The following is a 22,388-nucleotide window of genomic DNA, read 5'->3' as shown; positions in this document are numbered from 1 at the left end:
GAACGAATGGACTGGAAGAGCCACCGCGTAGATGCATTGCTGGAGCAGGCCCTGCTGGAAGACAAGGCTGTGAGCGATGCCACGACCAACGTGACCATCGACGCTAACCTGCGCGCTTCCGCCTCGATCATCGCGAAGCAGGAACTGGTGGTGGCCGGGTTGGGTGCGGTGCCGCGGTTCCTCGAGATCTTCGCTCGGCTCGATCCGCGACCGGCGGCGCACACGCGATTCGACGTGGTGAGCCACCCGGAGATCTTTGATGGCGTGCGGGTGCGCAAGGGCCAGGTGATTGCGGTGATTCGCCACAATGCGCGGGTGCTGCTGAGTTGCGAACGCGTGATCCTGAACCTGATGCAGCACCTGAGCGGGATCGCGACACTGACGCGCCAGTACGTGGATGCGATCCAGGGAACGAAAGCCCGCGTGCTCGATACACGCAAGACCGTGCCGGGAATGCGCGCGCTGGAGAAATACGCGGTGCTTTGCGGCGGCGGCACAAATCATCGACTCGATCTGTCGTCGGGAATTCTGATCAAGAACAATCACATTTCACTTGGGGGCGGATTGCGTACGGCGCTCACCAACGCTCTGGAAAAGCGCAAGCCGGGCAATCGCATCGAGGTGGAAGTGCGCACGGCGAAGGAACTGGAAGAAGCGCTCGAGTACGGCGGAGAAGCCATCCTGCTGGACAATATGACTCCCGCGCAGGTGCAGACGTCGGTAGAACGCATTCGCAAGGAAGACCGCTGGATTCCGATCGAGGCGTCGGGCGGCATTGTGCTCGAGAACATTCGCGCCTACGCCGAAGCGGGTGCGGACTTCATCAGCGTGGGCGCGCTTACGCACTCCGCCAAGGCTGCCGATATCTCGATGAGCATTGTTGCGGAGCCTGCCTAGAGGTGTATAACCTTGCGACCATAGATGCGGATCTCGCGGGAACGATCTTCGCGGGCAAGCTGCATTTTTCTGCCGTAACCGGATCGACAAACACCGACGCGCTGGCGGCTGCACGCGATGGGGCGCCTCATGGGTCCGTCTTTTTTACCGATGAGCAGACGGCGGGACGCGGGCGCGGTGATCACTCCTGGCGCTCGAATGCTGGAGAAGGCCTGTACGTGAGTGTCCTTTTGCGTCCGGATATTCTGCCGGCTTATCTGCCGATGATTCCGTTGGTCACGGGTCTGGCCGCAGCGTGGGCAATCTCGGTAGCCGGACTGAATGTCGACATTCGCTGGCCCAATGATCTGCTCATTGGTGATCGCAAAACGGGTGGCATTCTGGTGGAGTCGAAGACCGATGCGAGCGCCGGCGCACTCGTCGTAATCGGCGTCGGAATCAACGTCCACCAGCGAAGATTCGATGCCGGCTTGTCCACGCCTGCAACCTCGCTGGACATCGAGTCCGGCCGTCGGATCAGCCGTCAGGTACTGCTGATTGCCCTGCTAGAATCGCTGCAGCGAGAAACCTGGGGGCTGTACGATGCCGCAGTGATAGCGGCGATTCCCGCGCGTGTTGCGCAGATGTCTACGTGGATCTGGAACCGACGTGTTGAGGTTCACGGACCACAATCGTGCGTCGGCATCACTGCAGGCTTAGACGCGAACGGTTTTTTGCTGGTAAGAACCAATCGTGGAATTGTGACGGTGCAGACAGGCGGCATTCGCGCCGCGGAGACGGAATAAGAACGACGATGCTGCTTGCGGTCGATGTGGGAAACACGAATACGGTGCTGGGGCTCTACAGGCTCGACGCGGAGGCTGGACTTCCGCCGAAGGGCACAGCCGTTGCCGCGAAGGACAGATTTGACCTGACCGCGCACTGGCGCCTCACTACCCATCGCACGCAGACGGTGGACGAGTACGGCGTGTTTTTTGTGAAGTTGTTTGAGATGCATGGCCTGTCGCCGAGCCAGGTGACTCACATCATTATCTCGTCGGTGGTGCCGCCGCTGGACTCGACGCTGCGGCAAGTTTGCGAGACGTATTTCCATCTAGAGCCACTGTTCGTGGAGCCTGGCATCAAGACAGGAATGCCGGTGCTTGTGGACAATCCAACGGAGCTTGGCGCGGATCGGCTGGCCGATTGCATTGCGGCGATCGAACGATATGGTGGACCGTGCATCGTGGTGGATTTCGGAACGGCAACGAAGTTTGAAGTTATCTCAGATAAGGGCGAGTACCTGGGTGGGGCGATCGCACCAGGACTCGGATTGAGCGCGGAGGCACTGTTTTCGCGTGCGGCGCGTCTGAGCCCCGTGGAGATCAAGCGGCCCGCAAAGGTGATCGGCACCAACACGGTGGGGCATCTGCAGAGCGGGTTGTACTACGGCTACATCGGGCTTGTGGATGGGATTCTGGAACGGATCTTTGCAGAGCTTGGACAGAAGCCGCGCGTGATTGCTACCGGAGGGCTGGCGCACATGGTTGCGGCGGACTCGCACTACATCTCGGAGATCGACGACCTGCTGACGCTGGACGGGCTGCGCATTCTGTTTGAGCGAAATCGCAATGTGCGGCCGCGGGGCAGAGCACACTGAGAAAGTGGACAGGGATCAGTGAACAGTGGACAGACGATGGTAGGCAGAATTGCCCTTCTGAGACAGGCTCCTTCGCCGAGATCCTTATCTCGGCGGATTCAACGATGGCACGCCGTTCGAGCTGATCACTGTCCACTGTTCACTGATTCGCGTGCAAAACTACTTTAATTATTTTACGGAGATCGAGGAGCGCTTCCAGCAGCGGCGCGGGGCGATCTTGTTGCTATCCACACTTGACTGGGCGTTGATCGAGACGTGGCGCGACGCGGGGATTCCGCTCGAGGCCGTGCTGCGCGGGATTGATGCGGCGTTTGACAAGTACGAGTCGCGGCAGAAACGCGGACGGATGCGGCGCGTGAATGGGTTGGCGTGGTGTTCGCAGGCGGTAATGGAAGCAGCCGAGGAGTTGCGCGAGGCGAGCGCGGGAACGGCGACAACATCGACAGCAACGGAAGAAACCGGATTTGAACATGAGCGGGTGGCGATGCACCTTGAGGGCGCCGCGACGGCTCTTGAAGCTTCAACGATCGCGCGCGATGCCTGCGCCGCAACGGCGAAGCGTCTGCGGGAACTTGCGGCGGAAGCTCGGGCCGCTCAGAACGCAACCACGGTGGCGCACGAGATGGAGGCTTTCGAACGGGTTCTCACGGTGCTCGAGGAGCGGCTCTTCACAGCACTTCAGGCCGCAGCGCCGGAGGATCTCATCGTTGGCCTGCGAGAACATGCCGAGCGCGAACTGGCACCTTATCGCGGCCGTATGAGCGTAGACCAATTGCGCCAGGTAAAGCGTCAATTCGAACAGAAGCAACTGCTCGTGCACTACAGCCTGCCGCGCCTGAGCTTGTTCTACATGAGCCAACAATGAAGCGCAGACCTCCGAAACCAAGCAATGCGAAGCCCGCGCGGAGCGCTCTCGTCGAGATCGAGAAGCCGATTTACGGTGGGGCATTTCTGGCGCGCATGGAGGGCAAGGCGACGTTTGTGCCGCTGACGATGCCGGGCGAAGAGGCTCGTGTGCGCATCGTGGAAGAGAAGAGAAGTTTCGCCACTGCGGAGCCGGAAGAGATTGTGAGGGTTGCGCCGGAACGCGTTGTGCCGCACTGCCGCCACTTTGGCGCGTGCGGAGGATGCCATTATCAGCACGCGAACTACGAAGCGCAACTCAAATTCAAGCAGGCGATTTTGCGCGAGACTCTGGAGCGTGGCGGCGTTCGCGCGCCAGAGACGATCGAGGTGCTGGCCGGCAATCCGTGGCAGTATCGGAATCGCATTCGTCTTGCGATGGACGCGGCAGGCCGCGTTGGATACCGCGCGCGACGCTCCCACGATCTGGTTCCAATTGCCGAGTGTCCGATTGCTGCGCCACTGCTGGTGAAAGCCGCTTTGCACGCCGAGGAGATTCTGAAAGTGGCGAAGCCGGGATTTCGCGCGAGGGAGATTTCGCTCTTTTCAAATGCGGACGAAACGGAAATGCTGGCGAGCATGATGGTGCCCGAATCGGGCACTCGCGGATTTGACCGCGTATTCGATGAATGGAAGAAACACATCCCGGCACTTGTCGGCGCGGAGTTGATTGAGGATGCTGGCACGGACAAGGCTCCGCAAATTCTCGCGCAATTGGGCGAGTTTTCGCTGACCTACCGTGCAAGTGGATTTGATTTTCGTGTGGATCACGGCGCATTTTTCCAGGTGAATCGGTGGCTGATTGACGGTCTCTGTGGCCAGGTTGCGGCGGATCGGAGGGGAGGGCTGGCGTGGGACCTTTTCGCAGGCGTCGGCCTCTTTGCGAAAAAGCTGGCGGAGAATTTTGAACGCGTCGTCGCTGTCGAATCGGCACCAATGGCCAGCGAAGCTTTGAAGCACAACCTGGAAGGCGGCTCGGCCCATTGTGTGATCGCGGAGACGGCGGCATTTCTGCGAGCGCAGGACAAGATGTCTAGGCCCGATCTCGTTGTCGTAGACCCGCCACGCGCGGGGCTTGGCGCGGAGACGACCTCCCTTCTCGCCGAGGTCGGAGCGCCTGCGATCGTGTATGTTTCCTGCGATCCGGCGACACTGGCGCGGGACCTGCGCGCGCTTCTCAGTTCCGGATATGAAATAAGCTCCGTGACGCTCGCCGATCTGTTTCCGCAGACGTTTCATCTTGAGTCAGTGGTCGAACTGCGTCGATCCTGATAACCTTGCGGCTATAGATAATTTCTAGATTAGGGCTCAATGGAAGCTGCACCGAGTAACTCCGGTTCTGCGCCTGGTCCTGTGCGGGCCGGTGTGGGCGTACCGCTATTTCATGCGGCGTGGTTGTTTGCGCTCGGAATCGTGCTCTGTCATTTCGTCTGGCTCCGCCCCGCATATCTTTTGATTGCCCTAGCTCCGGTCGCGTTCTTATGCGCGATTGCGGGGGTGCGGGCCCAACGCGCGGCATGGCTGCCTCTCGCGTTTCTGTGGTGCTTACTTGGCGCATGGTGCGCAGAAATGCAGCCGCAGCCGGCGCCATCGCCGGCGCTTGCTGTTCTGTCTGATGGACTGATGCGTACGGTCGAGGGCACGATCGTAAGCGCCGGACCGATACATGGAGAGCTTGAGGAGGACGTGAACGAAGGAAACGACACGGCACAAATGCAGCGCCTGGACCTCGCTATCTCGAGCGTTGAGGTCGTAACGGACGAAGAAGACACGCAGAGAGCGATGCCGGGTGGGGTGCGGCTCACGGTGCGCTGGCCGGAAGTCGAAGCAGCAGCAACAGGGTTTCACTGTGGCGACAGACTTCGCGCCGATGCGCGATTGATGGAGCCGGAGGTCTATCGCGATCCGGGTGCGTGGAATCGCAGGGATTATTTGCTCGACCAGGGGATTACGGCAACAGCCACCGTGAACTCGGATCGGCTAGCAGTGATCGAGCCTGCGAAGGAGCGCAGTTTCGGCTGTCGCGTTGCGGGATGGCAACAAGCGGCGAGCGCGAGGATTCTGGCGTTGCCTGCGGCGATGAGCGGGCTGCCGCCTTCATTGCGGCTCAGCGAAGACGATGCGATCATGCTGGCGGCGATGGTTACGGGCGATCGCACTTACCTGACGCACTCGCTGCGCGTGGGATTCGAGCGGACCGGTTCGTTCCACATGCTTGTGGTTTCGGGTTTGCATCTGGCAATCGTGGCTGCGCTGATTTTGTGGATCGCACGGAGACTGCGCGTGCCGCAACTGCCTGCGACGCTGATGACAATTGCGGCGTCGTTTGCCTATGCGCTGTTCACGGGATTTGCGATGCCGGTGCAGCGCTCGCTCTGGATGGTGACGCTGTATCTTCTGGGCCGGCTCGTCTATCGCGAGCGAAACGTACTGAACACGATTGGATTTGCGTCGCTATGCTTGCTCGCGGCCAGCCCGCGGAGTCTGTTTGACTCAAGCCTGCAGATGACGCTGCTCGCGGTCGTCTCCATTGGGGGAGTTGCGGCGCCGCTGCTGGCGAAAACCGTGCATCCTTACTTGTCGGCCACGCGCGGACTTTCGCTGATTGCGCTCGATGTGAAGCTTCCGCCGCGGCATGCGCAATTCCGCGTGATGCTGCGGATGTTTGCGTCGGCACTGGCGCGGGCATCGCAGAGATGGGTCGGGTGGGGCTTGTTCCCGTGGACGATTCGGTTTTTGTTGCGATCCGTGGAAGCGCTGGTGGTGTCGTGCATTGTGGAACTGGCAATGGCGCTGCCGATGGCGGTCTATTTCCATCGCATTACCGTATTCGCATTGCCGGTGAACATACTGATTCTTCCGCTGCTGGTGGTACTGCTGCCGGCTGCGCTGCTCACGATGATCGCGTCGTTTGTGTCAACGACTGTCGCGACGATTCCCGCGGCCACGGCAGCATTTCTGTTGCACCTGGGCGTGAGACTGGTGCATACATTTGGATCGGTGGCTGCGGGTGATTTTCGTGTTCCCGCTCCGCTTCCGTTGCAGGTTGGAATGTTTTGCGTTCTGATTGGGCTGGCCGTTTTGCTTGCGCGGCGAGGGAATCAGGCAGGCGCGTTCTGGCAACGTCGGTTCGCATGGGTGGCGATTCTGGGCGCGGCGGTCATCGTGGTGATGCCTCGCCCTATCGAGCACCCCCACGATGCATTGCTCGTCGAGGCCATCGACGTGGGCCAGGGAGATTCGCTTCTGCTTGTCACGCCGGATGGCAAGACCATGCTGGTGGATGGCGGCGGATTCGGCGGCGGCCCACGACAAGTTCCTCAAGACTTCGACATTGGGGAAGAGGTAGTTTCGCCTGTGCTGTGGTCACGCGGGATCCGGCACCTCGACGTTGTTGCGCTAAGTCATGCGCACTCCGACCACATGGGCGGTCTGCCGAGCCTGCTGCGCAATTTCAGACCCGACGAATTGTGGGTCGGCAACAATCCGCCGATTGATACGTATAAGGCACTGCTGGATGAAGCGGCCGTGCTCCGCGCAAAAGTGCATACTATGCGCGCGGGCGACAGCGCGGCGCTAGGCAGCACTCAGATCCGCGTGCTTGCCCCGCTCGCGAATTACGAGCCGGGCGCGGAGCCGAACAATAACGACTCGCTTGTCCTTCATGTTTCGTATCGCGGCGCCTCGGTATTGCTCGAGGGCGATGCGGAGTCTCCGATCGAGCAAGCGATGCTTGCGGAAGAGGGGCTTGAGAGCACCCTGCTGAAGGTGGGCCACCATGGCAGCGTTACTTCAACCCAGCCTGCGTTTCTGGCACGCGTCGCGCCGCAGTGGGCTGTGATTTCGTGCGGACTGCGCAATCGCTACGGACATCCGCGGGAAGAAGTTCTTGCGGAGTTGCAGGCGTCGCATGTTCGCACTTTTTCGACGGATATCAACGGTGCAACCTGTTTTGAACTCGACGGGAAAAGTGTGAGAGCGAGTGCGCTCTGTGGCATGCAGGAAAGATAGCGCACACCGGCTCTGTGGTCGAACTCCGATCAGAACCGCAATCTCGCTCCAAACTGAACCTGTCGCTCGCGATAGAAATTGGTGGCGTTGATGTTTAGCGGTTTTCCGAATTCTGTCTGGCCGGTCTTGAGGCCGGTAAGGAAGTTCAGGCGGGGCAGGCCCCCGGTTACGGTTCCCGACTCGATCGAATAGCCGGTTGTTTCAAGCTCGGTCACGTTCTGGTGATTGAAAAGGTTGAAGCTTTCGGCCATCAACTCTAACTGACGCATCTGTCCAAGGTTGAATCGCTTGCCCAGGCGTAGATCTGCTTTCCATGTGGTCGGGTAGCGATAGGTGTTGCGGCCAACGCCGTATACGCGGTTGTCACCGCCATAGCCATTCATGCCGGTGCTGAGGGCGACGATGGCTGCGCCTGTCGAGTTGAATTCCTTTGCCATCGATCCAGCGGTGTGCATCGTGTAAGGCAGGCCGCTGCGGAAGTAGGCTGTTCCGCTCAATGACCATCCGTTGGCGATATGTCCGGCGAGATTTTTAAGCTTCCACGGTGACTGCACGATGAGGGCGGCGGTTGCGGAATGGCGCACGTCGAGCGCGCTGGTTCCGTATTCCTGACGAAAGTCGATGGGATCGAGAACGCTGGGCCCGCCGACCTGTGATGTTTCGTCGGGATTCCAGTCCATCGCGTGCGCGTAGGTGTAGCGGGCGCGCAGGGTGAGCCCACGTGCATTCCGAGAGACGCGCAGCATGGCTGCTTCGTAGGTGGAGTTTGCCCGGCTGAACATTTCGCTTACCTGCTGGTATTTCGGATTGAGGCGGCCTGCGAATCCAGTTGGCGAAGTGATGGAGGGCCAGGCGGCGAAGAACGGAACGGTAATCAACGGTGACTTGATGGGGCCTGAAGCGTTGCCATCGATCACGGCATAGGTGATGGTCTTTGCATCCTGGGCTGGATCGACATTCGCATCGACGGTGATGGGAAGGCGGCGGCCGAGACTTGCAACGGCGCTCGCTTCCAGATGGATTCGCCCGGGGAGCATCTCTTCGACTGCGGCCTCGGCCTGTTGAATTTCGCCATTGCGGAAGTTGGGGGCAAACTCCACGGCTGCGGGCTTGACGATGCTGGCCGGCTCACCTGCGAAGACGTAAGGAAACGGCGGAGCGCCGCCGGCGTTGAGATTGTCAGTCGGCCGCATGAAGAAATTGAGATCGCCTTTGAGCGAGCCGGTTTGCGTGAGCGCGTTTTCGACCACGGAATTGCGTGTTCGACTGAAATAGACTCCGTAGCCAAGGCGAATGACCGGCGAGCCGCCTTCGCCGGTGCCCCACGCAAACCCGGCGCGTGGACCCCATTGGCTCCCGAGATTCGGCATACGTGCGGTGAGCGGAAGGTCAGGGTTTTCGAGATTCGAGATTGCGGGCGGGAGCTGTTCGAGTTCCCATCGCATGGCGAGCGTGAGGACCGTTTGCCGGGACGGCTGCCATTGGGAGGTTGCGTATCCGGCCCAGTCGTTGGTACTGAGCCACCAGTCTGAAGGGCCCATAGTCTGCGAGTAAAAGGAGTAGCACGGCAGATAGCCGAGACCGTGGAGCACACCGGATCCGTCGCGCCAGGCTTTTCCGGTCTGATCGCAATTGTGCTGGTTCATCGGGTCGAGCTGGCCCTTCAGGCCGTAGGCAGAAAAGGCGAGTGCATCGGAGGCAAAATCTTCAACGCTGGAGTAGTAGTAGGTACCTGTCTGATTGCGCAACCGGCTCGTTGCATCTCGATTGTGATTGATTTCGATGCCAGCTTTCACAAGCAGATTGCCACGAACCCAGTTGAGTTGCTCCTGAGCCATGGTGAGGTGCTCGTCGGGGTAGCTTCCTGGTCCGAATCGCGCCGGATTGCCGATCGTGAAACCGTAGCGCGAATCCACCACGACTTGGGGAAGCTGACCCCATGCATTGATGTTTAGGGATTGTTCAAAGGCAGAGGGGGTTTCCGGTTGAGCAGTTTGTACATCAAGTCCGTAGGAACCTTGCGTTACGGCGAGAAGGTTCGGCGTGAGAAAGGCTTCCCATCGGCCAAGTACCCACTGCTTGGTCGCTTGTACATTGCCGAAACTGTGCGTTCCGGATGTCTCTGAAGCGCGGGTGAAGCCGCCTCCGGGAGAGTTGAGTTGTGCACCAGTCGCCTCGAAAGTGAAGTGATGACGCTCGGCGACGCTGCCATCGATGCGACCGAAACCGATCCATTGAGATGAATTTCGTGGTGCTGGTCCGAGAAGGCCATTGAGCGTTTCAAGGAGTTTGGAATACGCGCCCAGCCCCGCCGAAACCGGGTCTGCGCTGTTGAGACCAAGTTGGGCGCTCAGAAGTTGCATCCGATCGTTTGAGGGCTGGGCGAAGAAATTGTCAGGATGCTTTACGGTCGCCACGCCGGGATCGTTGCGCTCATATCCGTCCAGCGCCGCAAACCAGAACAGATGCAGTTTGTGAACGACCCCGCCGATGCCTGCACCCCATAGCGCCTCGTGATCGCCTGGACTGTAGGACTCGGCGGTAAACACAGGAACCGTCGTGTTTGTTGCCGGCGCCGTTTCGTGAACCCACTCGGTGAAGGGATTGCGGGCGTTCCAGACATTCTGACGATCGAAGACAAAGGCCTGTCCGTGGAGATGATCACTCCCGCGTTGCGTCTCGACGATGGTGTGGCTGGGACCCGCGTATGCCGAGGCTTTTCCTGCAAGATCGCCGGACTGCACGTCGCGCAGTGCGGACTCGGAGGAGCCGGGACCAAGAAGGCTTGCTGCGCTATCGCGGGTTCGGCCGGCACTTGTGCTTCCGAACGCCGACTGCAGGCGAACGCCGTCAACTGTGAGCTGTGGTGCGATCGCAGAGGCAGCGGAGGGCCCGCGACGCTCGCCGGCTTCGACCTGGGCGGGAACGTCGAGAACAAAGCTTTGCCAGTCGCGACCGGACAACGGGAGCGCCTGCAGTTGCGCTGAATCCAATGTCTGTGAGGTTTGTGGGACGGACGCGGTTTGAAGTGCAGCCACCTGTGCGGCGGGGCCGGTTCGAGCCTGGAGTAAGCAGGCATGGGTTGCGCCGAGTCTAACCGCCTGGACCGCGCGGGCGAGTGTGCCTGCTGAAAGCGCCTCGGCGGGGATCGGCTTCGCCGCGATGGCAACGCTGGCGTGAAATGGCGGCTTCGGGGCGGGAGACTCGGAGATGGAAGAAGCCGAGGTTGGCAAAGGATGGGATACGGGGTGCGGAAACGCAGCGGGCGAAGGCTTCGGAGTAGCTGGAGCGGGAACCGAGGTTGCGCTTTTCGAGATTGGTGGTCTGAGGCTGGACCCCGCTTCATCAACAGAGGTGATCAACTTGCTCGAGACTTGGACGCTATCTTGTTTTTGGATCTTCAGATGTGAGGACGCGGCCATGTTGCCGTCCATGAAGCGGGCTGCAGACGGCGCAAGAGCAATCGCGGTCTGTACGTGTGCTTCATGGCCGGCGGCGATAAAGATCCCGTCGACTTTGCCGGTGCCGCTCGGGCCGGATGCGGTCAGAACGTATTCTCCCTGGATCAATCCGGTGAAACGATACCGCCCCGCTCGTGTTGTTGTGGTTTGCACCGCGGCGCCGGTGACCGCATTGCGGAGGGTGACGGTCATGTTTTCGAGAGGAGCCGAGCGGATGTCGGTAAGTGTGCCGGCGAGGGCGCCGTTAGAAAGCCCCTGCTGGGCACACGCGCAGCGGACTGCGACCGCGCCGGCAATCATCAGCAGCGCTAAATACACGAGCGGCTTCGTCCAGTTTTGCGCTAGCATCCGATGACCAGCTTGCGGTCAAGTCTCTTTGCGTTCACTGCCTGTCGTTTCTCCCAGAAGCGGAATGAGATATTCCCGATCCCTCGCCGGGAATCCTGTGCAATGGACAGATCATTTTTTCCTTGCAGTGAATTCGCCTGCGATTTTACGGAAGATTGGGGAAAACTCAAGGTGACTCCGCGCACAGTTCGTGGTCCGGAAATGAGAGACAAGTGCGCATGTCTCTGGGAGATAGAGGCCTGATTCGGTAGACTAAGGGAACGGGTATCCGGTTCTTGACGTACTGACAGGCGGTAGTTTTCCGCCGACCTAAGTTGCGGATTTTAAGGTATTAATGTTCATTGATGAAGCGAAAATCCGGGTCAAGGCCGGCGACGGCGGAAATGGCTGCATGGCCTTTCGTCGGGAGAAATTCGTTCCCCGCGGAGGACCGTCCGGCGGGGACGGCGGACGCGGGGGCGACGTGATCATGGAGTCGTCGCAGCGACACAATACGCTGATCCACTTCCGCTATAACCCGGAGCACAAGGCACAGCGCGGAGAGCACGGTATGGGGTCGAACTGCACCGGGCTCGACGGGAAGTCAACCATTCTGCAAGTCCCTGTGGGAACAGCACTTTACGATCAGGAGACCGGCGAGCTGGTGCACGACTTTTCAGAGCCGGATGAGCGACTGGTTGTTGCTAAAGGCGGCCGTGGCGGGCGTGGGAATCAGCATTTCGCCACCAGCACCCACCAGGCTCCGCGCGAGCATGAACTGGGACGGGCCGGCGAGGAACGGCTGTATCGGCTGGAATTGAAACTGCTGGCCGATGTGGGGCTGGTTGGATATCCGAATGCCGGAAAGTCGACGCTGATTTCGCGCATCTCGGCTGCGAAGCCGAAGATTGCGGATTATCCATTCACTACGCTCGAGCCGAACCTGGGCGTGGTGACGGTGGGCGAGGAACCGAACCAGCAGTCCTTTGTGGTCGCGGATATGCCGGGTCTGATCGAAGGCGCCCATCTTGGATCGGGTCTCGGCACGCAGTTTCTGCGCCACATCGAGCGCACGCGGGTGCTGGCGCACCTGGTGGATGTCTCCGATGCCTCAGGGCGGCCCGATGTGGTGGAGGACTTCAACGTAATCAACAAAGAGCTGGCGAGTTTTACACCCAAGGCCGGCGACGAATCCGGGCAGGCGCATCCGCTCGCCGACAAGCCGATGATCCTTGTGGCGACGAAGATTGATGCGGCGAATCCCGAGAAGCTGAAGAAGCTGACGGCCTATGCGAAGCGGCGCAAGCTGGAGTTTCACGCCGTTTCGGCGGTCACGGGACAGGGAATCGATGAGTTGAAGTGGGCGCTGGCGAAGCGGGTGCTGCCGGTGGCGGTTGCTACGTAGTGTGGCGGGTCTGAAGTCCTTGAACGGCGACTAAAGCAAAAGCAGATTCCTCGCTCACCACCCCCAAACTGAAATGCGTTTGGGGCCCCTTTCTCTCAGAATGACATCGTCAATAAGCAAAACTGAACAACGTTTGGGGGCTCAGCTCGTTCAGAATGACACTTGCTGAGCTACACCATTGCGCGCTCTTTCACCATCAGGTACTGGTTCAGCACGGATGAGGTTACTGCTTCGGGATTGAGATCGAGGGTAAGTGCGCCTTGCTCGTGGAGGCGCGCCAGCAGCAGCTCGCGACGGCCGGCCATCTCTTGCGCGGCGGCGGCGCGGAACATTTGGTCCACGTTTTTGGGGCGCTGCTGCGCGATGACATCGACCTCTGGTTGTGCCATAGCGACGAAGAGCAGCACGTGACGCCGCAGCAAGTGCATTGCGCCGTCGATCACCTCGGGGCGCATGGCGGTCTCGGCGAGATCGGTAATCCAGAGAATGAGTGCTCGGCGGGGCTGAAGGCGTCCAAGCAGCGTGGTGGCGCGCAGGTGATCGGCCTCGCTCGATTCGGCGCGAAGCTGGGCGAGCAGTTCGATCATCTGGCGCAAGTGTGCGGCGCCCCTGCCGGGAAGCAGGCGTTGCTGGATCGTCTGGCCGTAGGCGAGCAGGCCGACGCGATCGCCGGAGAAGAGCGCGAGTTGTGCCAACGCTACCGCGGTGGTGCAGGCGTGGTCGAGTTTGGAGTGTTCGCGCAAACTGCCTGCCGCAAGGGGCATTGCCGCCCTGGTTCCAGGCGCTGCGACCACGCGCGAACGCATCAGGCGGCCGCAGTCGAGCACGATCCACACGGGCTGGCTGCGCTCGGTCTGGTATTGGCGCGTGATCAGGTTTCCGCGGCGCGCGCTTGCGGTCCAGCAGATGTCGCGCATGTCGTCGCCTTCGCGGTAATCGCGCAGGCTTTCGAAGTCGCGACCCAGGCCGCGCTGCCGTGTCTGCCGTAATTGGAGGTCGATCTGGCGGCTGCGCGCGAGAAATATTTGCTGTTCTTCGCCAGTGCGCAGGGCGGGATAAACGCGGACGGTCTGCTCCAGCGGAGCTTTCGCCCAGCGTTCCGCGAGACGCAGCGGCGAACGGTAGCGAATGTACAGTTGGCCCGCTGTGCAATCTCCGCGTTCCTGCGGCTCTACGCGATATCGGATTGACGCGGGAACGCGCGGGAAGGCGGTAACGCGAATCGGATCCTGTCGCGCCGAGGGATCACCGAGCGCAGCCGGCAGGTCGTCGATCATGCGGCATTCGATGATGACTGATCCCTGGTTTTGGAGGGTGAGTTCAATTTCAGTCTGGCTGTCGAGCGAGGGCGCATTCGACCAGGTTCGCGAGGCCGTTAACTCGGCAGCTCGAGGCAGGCGCATTCCGTCAAGCAGGGCGGCGAGAAGTACGAGGATATCCCACGCCAGCATTGCGTAACCCAGACGCGGATCCCAGAAGCCGGGAACAAGGAAGGCAAAGCCGACGATTAGCAGCGCAATCGAGCGCGTCGTGAGCCCGAAGCTCGCGCGGCTTCGCGGTTCGCATGTCGCGCGGATCGTCGCGGGATGAAAAGAGGGAGCAATCATTGACGCGGAACCGGGACAGCGGCGATGACGTCGGTAAGGACGCGATCGGCATCGAACCCTTCGAGTTCAGCCTCGGGCTTGAGCATTACGCGATGGCGCAGCACCGGCGGAATCGCGCGCTTTACGTCATCGGGAACAAGATAGTCGCGGCCATCGAATGCTGCCGCAGCCTGCGCCACGCGCATGATGCTGAGGGCTGCGCGGGGACTGGCGCCAAGTAGAAGTGTCGGCCACTCGCGTGTGCGCCTCGCCAATGTCAGAATGTAGCCGTAGAGTTCCGGCTCGATGCGAATGGCGCGAACCTCAGCGCGAGCGGCCTCCAACATTCCCGCTGCGATGGGCGCGATGGCTGCATCCTCAAGCAGATTTGCGCCTGTCCCGGCATGGTGCCGTTCAAGGATTTGCAGTTCCTCGGCTTCGGTGGGATACGCTACGCGAATCTTCATCAGGAAGCGATCGAGCTGTGCCTCGGGCAACGGATAGGTACCTTCGAAGTCGACGGGGTTCTGCGTGGCAAACACGGTGAACCAACTGGGCAGCGGGCGCCGTGTGCCGTCACTGGTGACCTGGCGCTCTTCCATGCACTCGAGCAGCGCGGCCTGGGTGCGCGGAGGCATGCGGTTGATTTCGTCGACGAGAAGCAAGTCAGTGAAAACGGGTCCGGCGTGGAAAGTAAACGTGTCAGTACCGGGCCGGAGAATCGTGGTGCCGAGGATGTCGGCGGGCATCAGGTCAGGAGTGGCCTGCACGCGCTGAAAGCCGAGCCCAAGCAATCGGCCGAGGGTTTTCACCATCAGCGTTTTGGCGATGCCTGGAACTCCCTCAAGCAATGCGTGGCCCTGGCACAGGACCGCGATCAGCACCTCTTCGATGGCCTGCGCCTGTCCGGAGATCACGCGGCCCAATTCAGTGCGCGCGTGATCGATGAGCTTACCCGTTGCCTGAAGTCCAGGCTGTTGCCCGATATTGATGTTTTCTCTCAGTTCCTCGCTCATGAGGGCCTTTCGTTTCTGGTGGATTGAATGCTTGCAGGTGGATTGGAGACGTCGCCGAGCTTTGAGGCCGCGGCGAGCATCTGGCGGTGATGGAAGAGCACCTGAATGACCTTCAGCGCAGCGCGCGGTTCAATTCTTTCATTCAGTCTCGCTTCTTCGCAGGCCAACAGATCTGCTTCGAGGCTGGGATCGGCGTTGGGGTAACGCCGCCGGATTGCGGCTGCCAGTTCCTCGGCGCTGACGGGCGCCTGGCGCAATCCACAGAGGCGCAGCGCGTGGCGGCGGAAGCGCTCCCACGCGACCGTGACGGCGGTTGATGAAGCCCCAGCGCTGCGATAGAGCGACCCCAAAGCTTCAAGGAATTCGATGGGCGTGGCCCGCGCAGGAGGAGGCATTTCGCGAATTGGCCCGCTGCGCCGGCTGAAGCTGAAGACGATCAGGATCGATATCAGAATCAGGCCCGTAAACATGAGCGCCACCGTCGGTCCCGGAACGTAGCTCAAACTCGAACGCACATCGCCGTGCAGCGATTCGTCCCAATAAAAGTGGCGGCCCTCGCGTGGTCCCAGCGAATTGAGCAAGAGATCGAAATTGGCGGCGCGCGCCAGCGATCCATTTTCAAGCGGTGTGGAGTTGGCCCACCACACGACGTGGCCGCTGCCGTAGTCGTATTCCACGACGGCCGGTTGCCCGGCGCAACCATACTGGACGCGCTGCTTTGGATTGCCGAGTTCCCACGTGGCATTGGGTACCATCCACACCTCGCCGCTGCTGGCGAGAGGGTCAAGACCCTCGGGTTCAAGCTGGCAGGCAGCGTAGGTGAAATCCGACGGCGTACCCGGCTCTCCGTCCGGTACCAGGTATCCGCCCCAGAAGCCTGTGGCCAACACGCGACCGCCGTGCGCGACAATCCGCTCAACAGCTTTGAAGTCTTCGGCCTCGCGGGTGAAGGGTTCCGCAAAAATGACGACCGTGCCGGGGCCTGCGTTTGCCGCAAGTTCGTTCAGCGGCCGTTCCCAGCGTTCAATGTTGTAGCCCGAACGCACAAGCGATTCGTACGCTGCGCGGGCACCGTGCTGCCCTGAAAGATAGGTCGACGGCATGGGGTTGTCGTTGTTGTTCTCATTCGGCAACACGAGGCCGATGATGACGGCGAGCGAGATTGCGATCGAAATGCTCCACAGCAGCAGGCGGCGATCTTTGGGATCGAGCGACGACATGAACTTCATCGTGCACCGCCTTCCGGCGCGGCCGAGAATTCGCGGGGGCCGGCGGGTGCGCTTCCCGCGATTAGTGCGGACGCGAGGATCTCGGCGTTTTTATAGTCGCTTTCGCCAGCCGGGCGACCGCCATACCAGAACCGCTCGAAGGTGCCGGTCAATTGCGAGAGACCTGGCTTACGCGGATCTTCGTGAGCGACCAGCGCAAGGTACTCGCGCGGAGTGCGTGCACGATCGGCTGGCCAAAGCCGGCGCGCTTCGAGGCGTGAAATCGCGGCCCAATACACAAAGTGGATTGCTTCACGCCATAGACCAGACGCCGCTGCTTTGCGAGCATCTTCGAGCCACAGTTGCCAGTCGCGTGCCGACGGAGCGCCGGGTGCTGGCCGGTCGTGTTCCTGCGTGAGTTGGACGCGCCAGCGGCGCTCAAGGCGAAGCAGGGAGTAGACAAGAGCCACGCAAACCGCGAGGATGAATCCCCACACCAGAGCACGGCCGACCCAGGCGGAGCGTGCTTTGAGATTCGCGGCACTCTCGAAAAGCCGGTTGAGCCAATTTCCAAACTTTTCAAGCACCGACTGGCGAACGGATGTCTGCTGTAGACCGCGAAATTCTCTTTCGGAGAGGACGTGCTGCAACACGTCTCGCTCCTGTGGGTGAGGCGCAACCGGCGCATGCGATTGCGCGAGGTCGGCATCGAGGCGCAGCTTTGCTTCCTTCAGCAGTTGCGAGGTGGGTGGTTGATCCTGAATTGTGTTTTCGGCGCGGGCATCGCCCAACTTCTTCGGAGTGGTTTTCGCGACCGGCAGATCGGGGTCCTGGGCTTTTGAGAACAGCACGCGCAGCCAGCCGAACCGCACCAGGCGCTGCTCGGTTCGAGAGCCGTTCACAATGGGCACGCGATCGTCGGGACCGATCAGGGCGGGATCGCAGCTCTTAGTGTTGCGATTTTTTGCGCATGCATCGACGAGTACCGAGAGTGCGGCAAGGTGCTGGCGGTAATCGTCCATCGATACGTCGCGTGCGCGCGCGGTCGGGGAGGATGGCACCTTGATTGTCTGCGCGCCGGCCGCAATGCAAGCGAGCAATGAGGCCAGGATGACAGTAGCTGCAGAGGCTTTACACACGGATCTCATCTCTGCGTTTCCTCTGGAGGGATAGACGCAAGCGGGAGTTCCTGGATCCGTCCAGGATGAATCGAGTTGATACCGGCGGCATCCGTCATTCACGCGATGTTGGTTCCCTCATGACGCATGCGCTGATGATAGTTGAAAAGGGGGATGGTTTCGCCCCCGCTCCAGGGAACCATCAGTTACCATCATGCCGATGTTCCCAAGCCTGGTGCGTTTGCGGACGCTCCATCGATACGCAGCCGCTGGTCGTTGTAGATCACTGCGAACGCGGTTACGTATCCCGCCCAGCTTGCGGCCATGAAGAGCACCATGACAGCGAGAAAGCCCACGCCGCCGAGAATGCCCAGCCCCCAGATCGTGGGTGTCGAGGGTTGGAGGTGCATCCCTGAGAATACGAGAAAACCGAGCGCGCCCATCATTGCCGCGCCACCCATGAGAACCAACATGGCCAGGTAGGTTGCCGCGTAGATCACCAGGAGGACCAGGAGGATTCTTCCCTTGGCGCCGCGGCAAAGAACACCGCTGCGCTTGATCGCCTGCCAGGCGGTCAGATTTTCTGAGACTGAGGCTGGGAATGCGAGCGCAAACCGCAGACCTATGATCAGTCCGACTATCAGGGCCGCCATCTGCAGGACAGACAGGAGAGGAAACAACACAACCATAGCCGGGTTCGGTTGAGCCTTATGCAAGGTTGTCAATCCAATCCCGGCAAACATTGCCAGTTGGATAATAAGTGCCGGAAAGAAGCAGAAGACATAAATAAGAAAGAGCAGGAGAGCATAACGGCCTGCATGGCTCCGTGCGACAGCGTAGGACTGTCGAATGGTGATCTTCGCGCCACAGTCAGCCTGCACGCCTGCAAATGAAGCGGCCCCCAGATATACGGCAAAGACGAGCAAATATGCAACAGTCAATACGACCATCAGAGGAACGCCGACCACCAAGAGGTGGATTACCTCATCGGGCGAGGGAGTCTTCGGCAGTGCTTGCAGAACCGGCCAGAGGATCGCAACGGATATGAGAGCAAAGAGGGCGTAGAACCCTGCGGGAGGCAACGCCGCCATCCCCACAAAGAGTTTGAAGTTTGCCCGCATCAATCGAAAGACTCGATCGAGGATTTGACCGAAGGTCTTCGGAATGTAGACCGGATAGGATGGCGCCTCGCTCATACGTTGCCTTCTTTGTTTTTCGGTTCAAGGACAGCCGGATTCGTGGAGATGGTGTCAGGGCTTTGAGCGACCAGGTTTGGGGTCGCGAACGGCTCAGAAACTACCGGCGTTTCCTGCGCCGGAGACGGGGATGCGGATTCAGGTGCGGGCTGTGGAACCGGCGGAGAAGGCAGCATCCCTGCCTGCTGCATCATCCACTCGATATCGAAGCCTTCTTTGCGGATGCGCTGATCGAAATAGAAGACGGTGAGCGCAATTCCATAGATCGGCTTGGTGAGGGCTTTGACCGCGAAGTACGAAGAATATGTCATGAAGGAGACAACCACGCCGACGGTTTGAGCATGCGCCTGCCCCTGCAGCCCGGGGATCAAGGCGACTGCAACAAGGATCGGAAACGTGACGCACCAGACAAGGATCTGGCTCAGGAAGGCTCCGAGAACATAGAGCAGAAAGATGCGTGCGCGCGATCCGTTACTGAGCATGACGCCGCGCTTCAGCGCACTCCACGCGGAAGCCTGTTCGACGACGCTGGCTGGAAACGCAAGGCAGAGACGCAGAAGCATCCAGACAGCAAATACCGCCAGAATAAACAGGAGCGAAAAGAGGAGGCCCGCGAAGAGAGGACTGTTGTCATTTGTCGCAACGCCTCTGACCTTGCCGGCAATCATCGCGAACAGAGCGGCGAAAAAGATAACACTGGGCGCGCCGACGATTACCAGTTCCTGCAGGAGATAGAGGCCGACATAGCGCCAGCCACGTCTCCAGGTTGCCTTGTAGGCGCTGCGGATGGTGATCATCTCGCCGAGAAACAGGCGCGCCGCGGCATCGCTCATCGCGGCTTCTCCAACGGCGCTTGCTGCCAGGCTGGCTGGAATTGCCAGCGCAACGAGGAGGATAAGGAATGTCCACACGAACGAGTCCGCTACGGTACCGCCATTTTTTTGGTGCACGCCCATCCACAGGAAGAAGGCAAAGACTCCGGCGGCAAAAACGAAGACGGTCCCGGCGGGAATGGTTCCGATGCCCAGGAAGACGAGGAACCGCGCGCGGTAAAGCTGCGCCGTGCGGTCAAGGATCTCCGACAGGGTCAGCGGATGGAGCGGCTCATTCATGCCCGCTCCCCCGGTCGATTGGAATTGCGTCTTCTAGCATGGAAGTAGATTCGACGAGCGGCAAGGAGGGCGTCATTCCGGCGTGGTGCATCATGCGCTCAATGTCGTAGCCCTCTTTGCGCACGCGCTGGTCATAGTAGAAGAGAGTGAATCCGGTTGCGTAGATCGGCCCGACAAACGTATTGGTGAGGAATGCAAGGAACTGCTGCGTCACACTCATCCAGACGGGCAGGACTCCCTGATGTTTCAGGCCGACAACGATAAAAAACGTCTGGGTGATGCCGGTGAGACCCAATTGGATAATGAGAGCAAGCAGTGCCAACATGAAGATGCGGCCGCGCGAGCCTTTACTGAGTTGAATGCTGCGGCGAATTGCGGCGCGAGCCGTCAGATTCTCAACCGTGCAGGCAGGGATGGCGAGCGAGTAGCGCAGGCTCATGATGATGCCATACACCAGCGCCAAGAGGATCAGGAACAGAAATGCAACGCTCGAGGCCAGGAAAACGACCATCAAATGCGGGTCTGGAGGAGCAGCGTGGGGGGCAAACAATCCCTTGCGAAGCACATAAACAAAGAGCAGGGTGGCATAAGCGCCATAGATGAGGACGCAAGGGAACCACGCAAGAAAGTACGTAATCGTCATGAGCCACAGGTAGCGCCCGGTTCGAGGCAGAATGGTGCGATAAGCCGCGCCGATGCTGGCGGGTTCTCCCAGATGCACCCACCCCACGGCCCGGGTGTTGGCTGCTACAGCCAGGCCGCCCGCTACGAAGATGGCCAACCCGAGTACGACGATGCCAATGACCGACACCACGATCAGGCCGGTATTCATGTGCAGAGACAGCGCGCCCTGCTGCGCCCCGATCTGCACCAGGCTCAGCACAAGAAGGATGCCGGCGTAGATCGACGAGATGCCCGCAAATAACAGAAAATGTGAGCGGTAGAGTTCGGCCGTGCGGTCAAGAATTTCGCCAAGGGTGAGCGGGCGCAGCGTCGTTTCCATGCCTGGATTCCTTCAAAAATGGGGGGCAGATACTTGCGGGGATGCTAGCACACATGAGGCAGCAATAGATGTCATCCCATGCCGGTATTTGACCAAACAACTGAAGAAATGCAGCACTTTTTTCCAACCCTGTACTTCTTACCCGGCATCGGAACGGACACCTGTGTCGCAAGCTCTTCCAAAGAAAGCGCAAGGATAGTGGCCCAAGGCTTGCTAACTAAAGGGACGTACGAAGAGGAAACTCCTACCTTCTCTTCGCCCAATCAGGATGTGCAAGACGGTGTCCAGGTAGGAGCGTTTCAACCCCCGGAGGTTACATATGAAACCTACCAAAATCCAGACTCTTCTCGGCATCTCCTCTTGCGCTTTAATGCTGGCAAGCGCGCAGGCATGGGGAGCGACCAATCCGAAATCCGCTACTCCGATGCCGGTGATCCAGGAGCCTCAAAATCCGCCTGCCCAGACTTCGCCTGACCAGATGCCAAACCCGGATGCGTCAAAGACCACAACCTTTACCGGCACGGTCGTGAAGGACGGGGAACAATATGTGCTCCGTGATTCATCGGGCAGCGTTTACAAACTGGACGACTCTTCGCGAGCGCAGGCTTTCGAAGGAAAGACCGTCAAGGTGACCGGTCGTCTCGATTCGCAATCGAAGATGATTCACGTCGATAGCATCCAAGCGCTCGCGTCCTAGCACCAAGCCGACCAAACAGAAAACAATCAGAAAGCAAACCGATCCGGATGCGAAACAGCAAAGCTCGCATCCGGACCACACTTCCTCAGGGCTTCATATATTAGGGCTTCATAGATTACAAAATCCCAGGCAGCATCCCGCCGAAGTCCGTCACTGTTTGTGCAGAGACGACTTCGGCGGCGGTGCGTTGAGGCCGGTTCGATAGAATCTGAGACTGTCAAAAGGAGGACGATCTCTGTCATGCCTGCCGATCCCGCATGCGAACTTTTTCTTGAGTTTTCCCGCCGCAAGCTGCTTGAGCAATATTGGCCGCGTCTGCGCAAAGCAGTTGTGTCACTTAGCGACGAGCAAATTTGGTGGCGCCCCAACGAAGCCAGCAACAGCATTGGCAACCTTATCCTGCATTTGAACGGGAACGTCTGGCAGTGGCTGGTGGCATCGTTCAACAGGCTGGAAGACCAACGCGATCGTCCTGCCGAATTCAATGCAACCGGGGACCTCTCGGCTGCCGACTTGCTGGCCCGCCTCAACCAAACGCTTGACGAAGCGGCGAAGGTGCTGGCCCGGTTGACACCAGAAGAATTGCTAGCGATCTGGCAGATCCAGGGCTACACAGTCAGTGGGTTGGCAGCGGTTTACCAGGCAGTGGAGCATTTCGGTCTGCATTACGGGCAGATCGTCTACATCACGAAGATGCAGGAAGGCCGGGACCTGGGCTTCTACAAGGAACTCGGCCAGACTGGTCGCGCGCGTGGAGGATCGGTTTGATTTGAACTTTTCCGAGCGGTCGTGTTTGGCTCTCGAGCGTT

The 22,388-nt window shown here is 59.9% G+C and carries 17 protein-coding genes; 9 read left to right on the top strand and 8 right to left on the bottom strand.

Features of this window, described 5'->3' with window-relative positions; all coding sequences use genetic code 11:
• Positions 1-6: 6 nt before the first annotated feature.
• The 6 genes from nadC (at position 7) to VK574_RS20720 (ending at position 7,450) form a co-directional block, all read left to right on the top strand.
• Positions 7-897, top strand: coding sequence for a carboxylating nicotinate-nucleotide diphosphorylase (gene nadC / locus VK574_RS20745; RefSeq protein WP_472801784.1), 891 nt, complete (start codon positions 7-9; stop codon positions 895-897).
• A gap of 2 nt (positions 898-899) precedes the next feature.
• Positions 900-1,682, top strand: coding sequence for a biotin--[acetyl-CoA-carboxylase] ligase (locus VK574_RS20740; protein WP_472801783.1), 783 nt, complete (start codon positions 900-902; stop codon positions 1,680-1,682).
• An 8-nt stretch (positions 1,683-1,690) separates the two neighbouring features.
• Positions 1,691-2,536, top strand: coding sequence for a type III pantothenate kinase (locus VK574_RS20735; protein ID WP_472801782.1), 846 nt, complete (start codon positions 1,691-1,693; stop codon positions 2,534-2,536).
• 151 nt (positions 2,537-2,687) lie between these two features.
• Positions 2,688-3,401 carry a hypothetical protein gene (locus VK574_RS20730; RefSeq protein ID WP_472801781.1) on the top strand — a complete coding sequence of 238 codons (714 nt, stop codon included), beginning with the start codon at positions 2,688-2,690 and terminating at the stop codon, positions 3,399-3,401.
• A complete protein-coding gene (rlmD, locus tag VK574_RS20725; protein WP_472801780.1) occupies positions 3,398-4,711 on the top strand; it encodes a 23S rRNA (uracil(1939)-C(5))-methyltransferase RlmD in 1,314 nt (437 codons plus the stop codon). Before VK574_RS20730 ends, rlmD begins: the two co-directional genes overlap by 4 nt.
• A 39-nt stretch (positions 4,712-4,750) precedes the next feature.
• Entirely contained in the window at positions 4,751-7,450 is a 2,700-nt protein-coding gene (locus tag VK574_RS20720) for a ComEC/Rec2 family competence protein (protein WP_472801779.1), read from the top strand.
• 29 nt (positions 7,451-7,479) lie between these two features.
• Here VK574_RS20720 and VK574_RS20715 read toward each other — a convergent pair whose 3' ends face one another.
• The gene (locus tag VK574_RS20715) at positions 7,480-11,259 is read right to left on the bottom strand and encodes a carboxypeptidase-like regulatory domain-containing protein (RefSeq protein ID WP_472801778.1); all 3,780 of its coding nucleotides are present in this window, start codon (positions 11,257-11,259) and stop codon (positions 7,480-7,482) included.
• 334 nt (positions 11,260-11,593) lie between these two features.
• Between VK574_RS20715 and obgE the strand changes: the two genes are divergently transcribed.
• On the top strand, positions 11,594-12,643 hold the full coding sequence (obgE, locus tag VK574_RS20710) for a GTPase ObgE (protein WP_472801777.1): 1,050 nt from the start codon (positions 11,594-11,596) through the stop codon (positions 12,641-12,643).
• 170 nt (positions 12,644-12,813) lie between these two features.
• Here obgE and VK574_RS20705 read toward each other — a convergent pair whose 3' ends face one another.
• The 7 genes from VK574_RS20705 to VK574_RS20675 form a co-directional block, all read right to left on the bottom strand.
• A complete protein-coding gene (locus VK574_RS20705) occupies positions 12,814-14,250 on the bottom strand; it encodes a DUF58 domain-containing protein (protein WP_472801776.1) in 1,437 nt (478 codons plus the stop codon).
• Entirely contained in the window at positions 14,247-15,245 is a 999-nt protein-coding gene (locus VK574_RS20700; protein ID WP_472801775.1) for an AAA family ATPase, read from the bottom strand. Before VK574_RS20700 ends, VK574_RS20705 begins: the two co-directional genes overlap by 4 nt.
• Positions 15,242-16,474 carry a DUF4350 domain-containing protein gene (locus tag VK574_RS20695; protein ID WP_472801774.1) on the bottom strand — a complete coding sequence of 411 codons (1,233 nt, stop codon included), beginning with the start codon at positions 16,472-16,474 and terminating at the stop codon, positions 15,242-15,244. Before VK574_RS20695 ends, VK574_RS20700 begins: the two co-directional genes overlap by 4 nt.
• Positions 16,471-17,601: a DUF4129 domain-containing protein gene (locus tag VK574_RS20690; protein WP_472801773.1), complete on the bottom strand. Its 1,131-nt coding sequence runs from the start codon at positions 17,599-17,601 to the stop codon at positions 16,471-16,473. The genes VK574_RS20695 and VK574_RS20690 overlap by 4 nt, the downstream gene beginning before the upstream one ends.
• Before the next feature lie 182 nt (positions 17,602-17,783).
• The gene (locus VK574_RS20685; protein WP_472801772.1) at positions 17,784-18,767 is read right to left on the bottom strand and encodes a hypothetical protein; all 984 of its coding nucleotides are present in this window, start codon (positions 18,765-18,767) and stop codon (positions 17,784-17,786) included.
• Positions 18,764-19,879: a hypothetical protein gene (locus tag VK574_RS20680; protein WP_472801771.1), complete on the bottom strand. Its 1,116-nt coding sequence runs from the start codon at positions 19,877-19,879 to the stop codon at positions 18,764-18,766. Before VK574_RS20680 ends, VK574_RS20685 begins: the two co-directional genes overlap by 4 nt.
• A complete protein-coding gene (locus VK574_RS20675) occupies positions 19,872-20,882 on the bottom strand; it encodes a hypothetical protein (RefSeq protein ID WP_472801770.1) in 1,011 nt (336 codons plus the stop codon). Before VK574_RS20675 ends, VK574_RS20680 begins: the two co-directional genes overlap by 8 nt.
• A gap of 319 nt (positions 20,883-21,201) precedes the next feature.
• On the opposite strand from VK574_RS20675, the gene VK574_RS20670 reads away from it, so the two are divergent.
• Complete coding sequence (locus VK574_RS20670) at positions 21,202-21,579, top strand: DUF5818 domain-containing protein (protein ID WP_472801769.1); 378 nt, start codon at positions 21,202-21,204, stop codon at positions 21,577-21,579.
• Between the two features lie 240 nt (positions 21,580-21,819).
• On the top strand, positions 21,820-22,347 hold the full coding sequence (locus VK574_RS20665; protein WP_472801768.1) for a DinB family protein: 528 nt from the start codon (positions 21,820-21,822) through the stop codon (positions 22,345-22,347).
• The last annotated feature ends 41 nt before the right edge of the window (positions 22,348-22,388 follow it).

Source organism: Occallatibacter sp. (assembly GCF_035317045.1).
Taxonomy (GTDB): domain Bacteria; phylum Acidobacteriota; class Terriglobia; order Terriglobales; family Acidobacteriaceae; genus Telmatobacter.
This window is presented reverse-complemented; position numbering and strand designations above follow the sequence as displayed.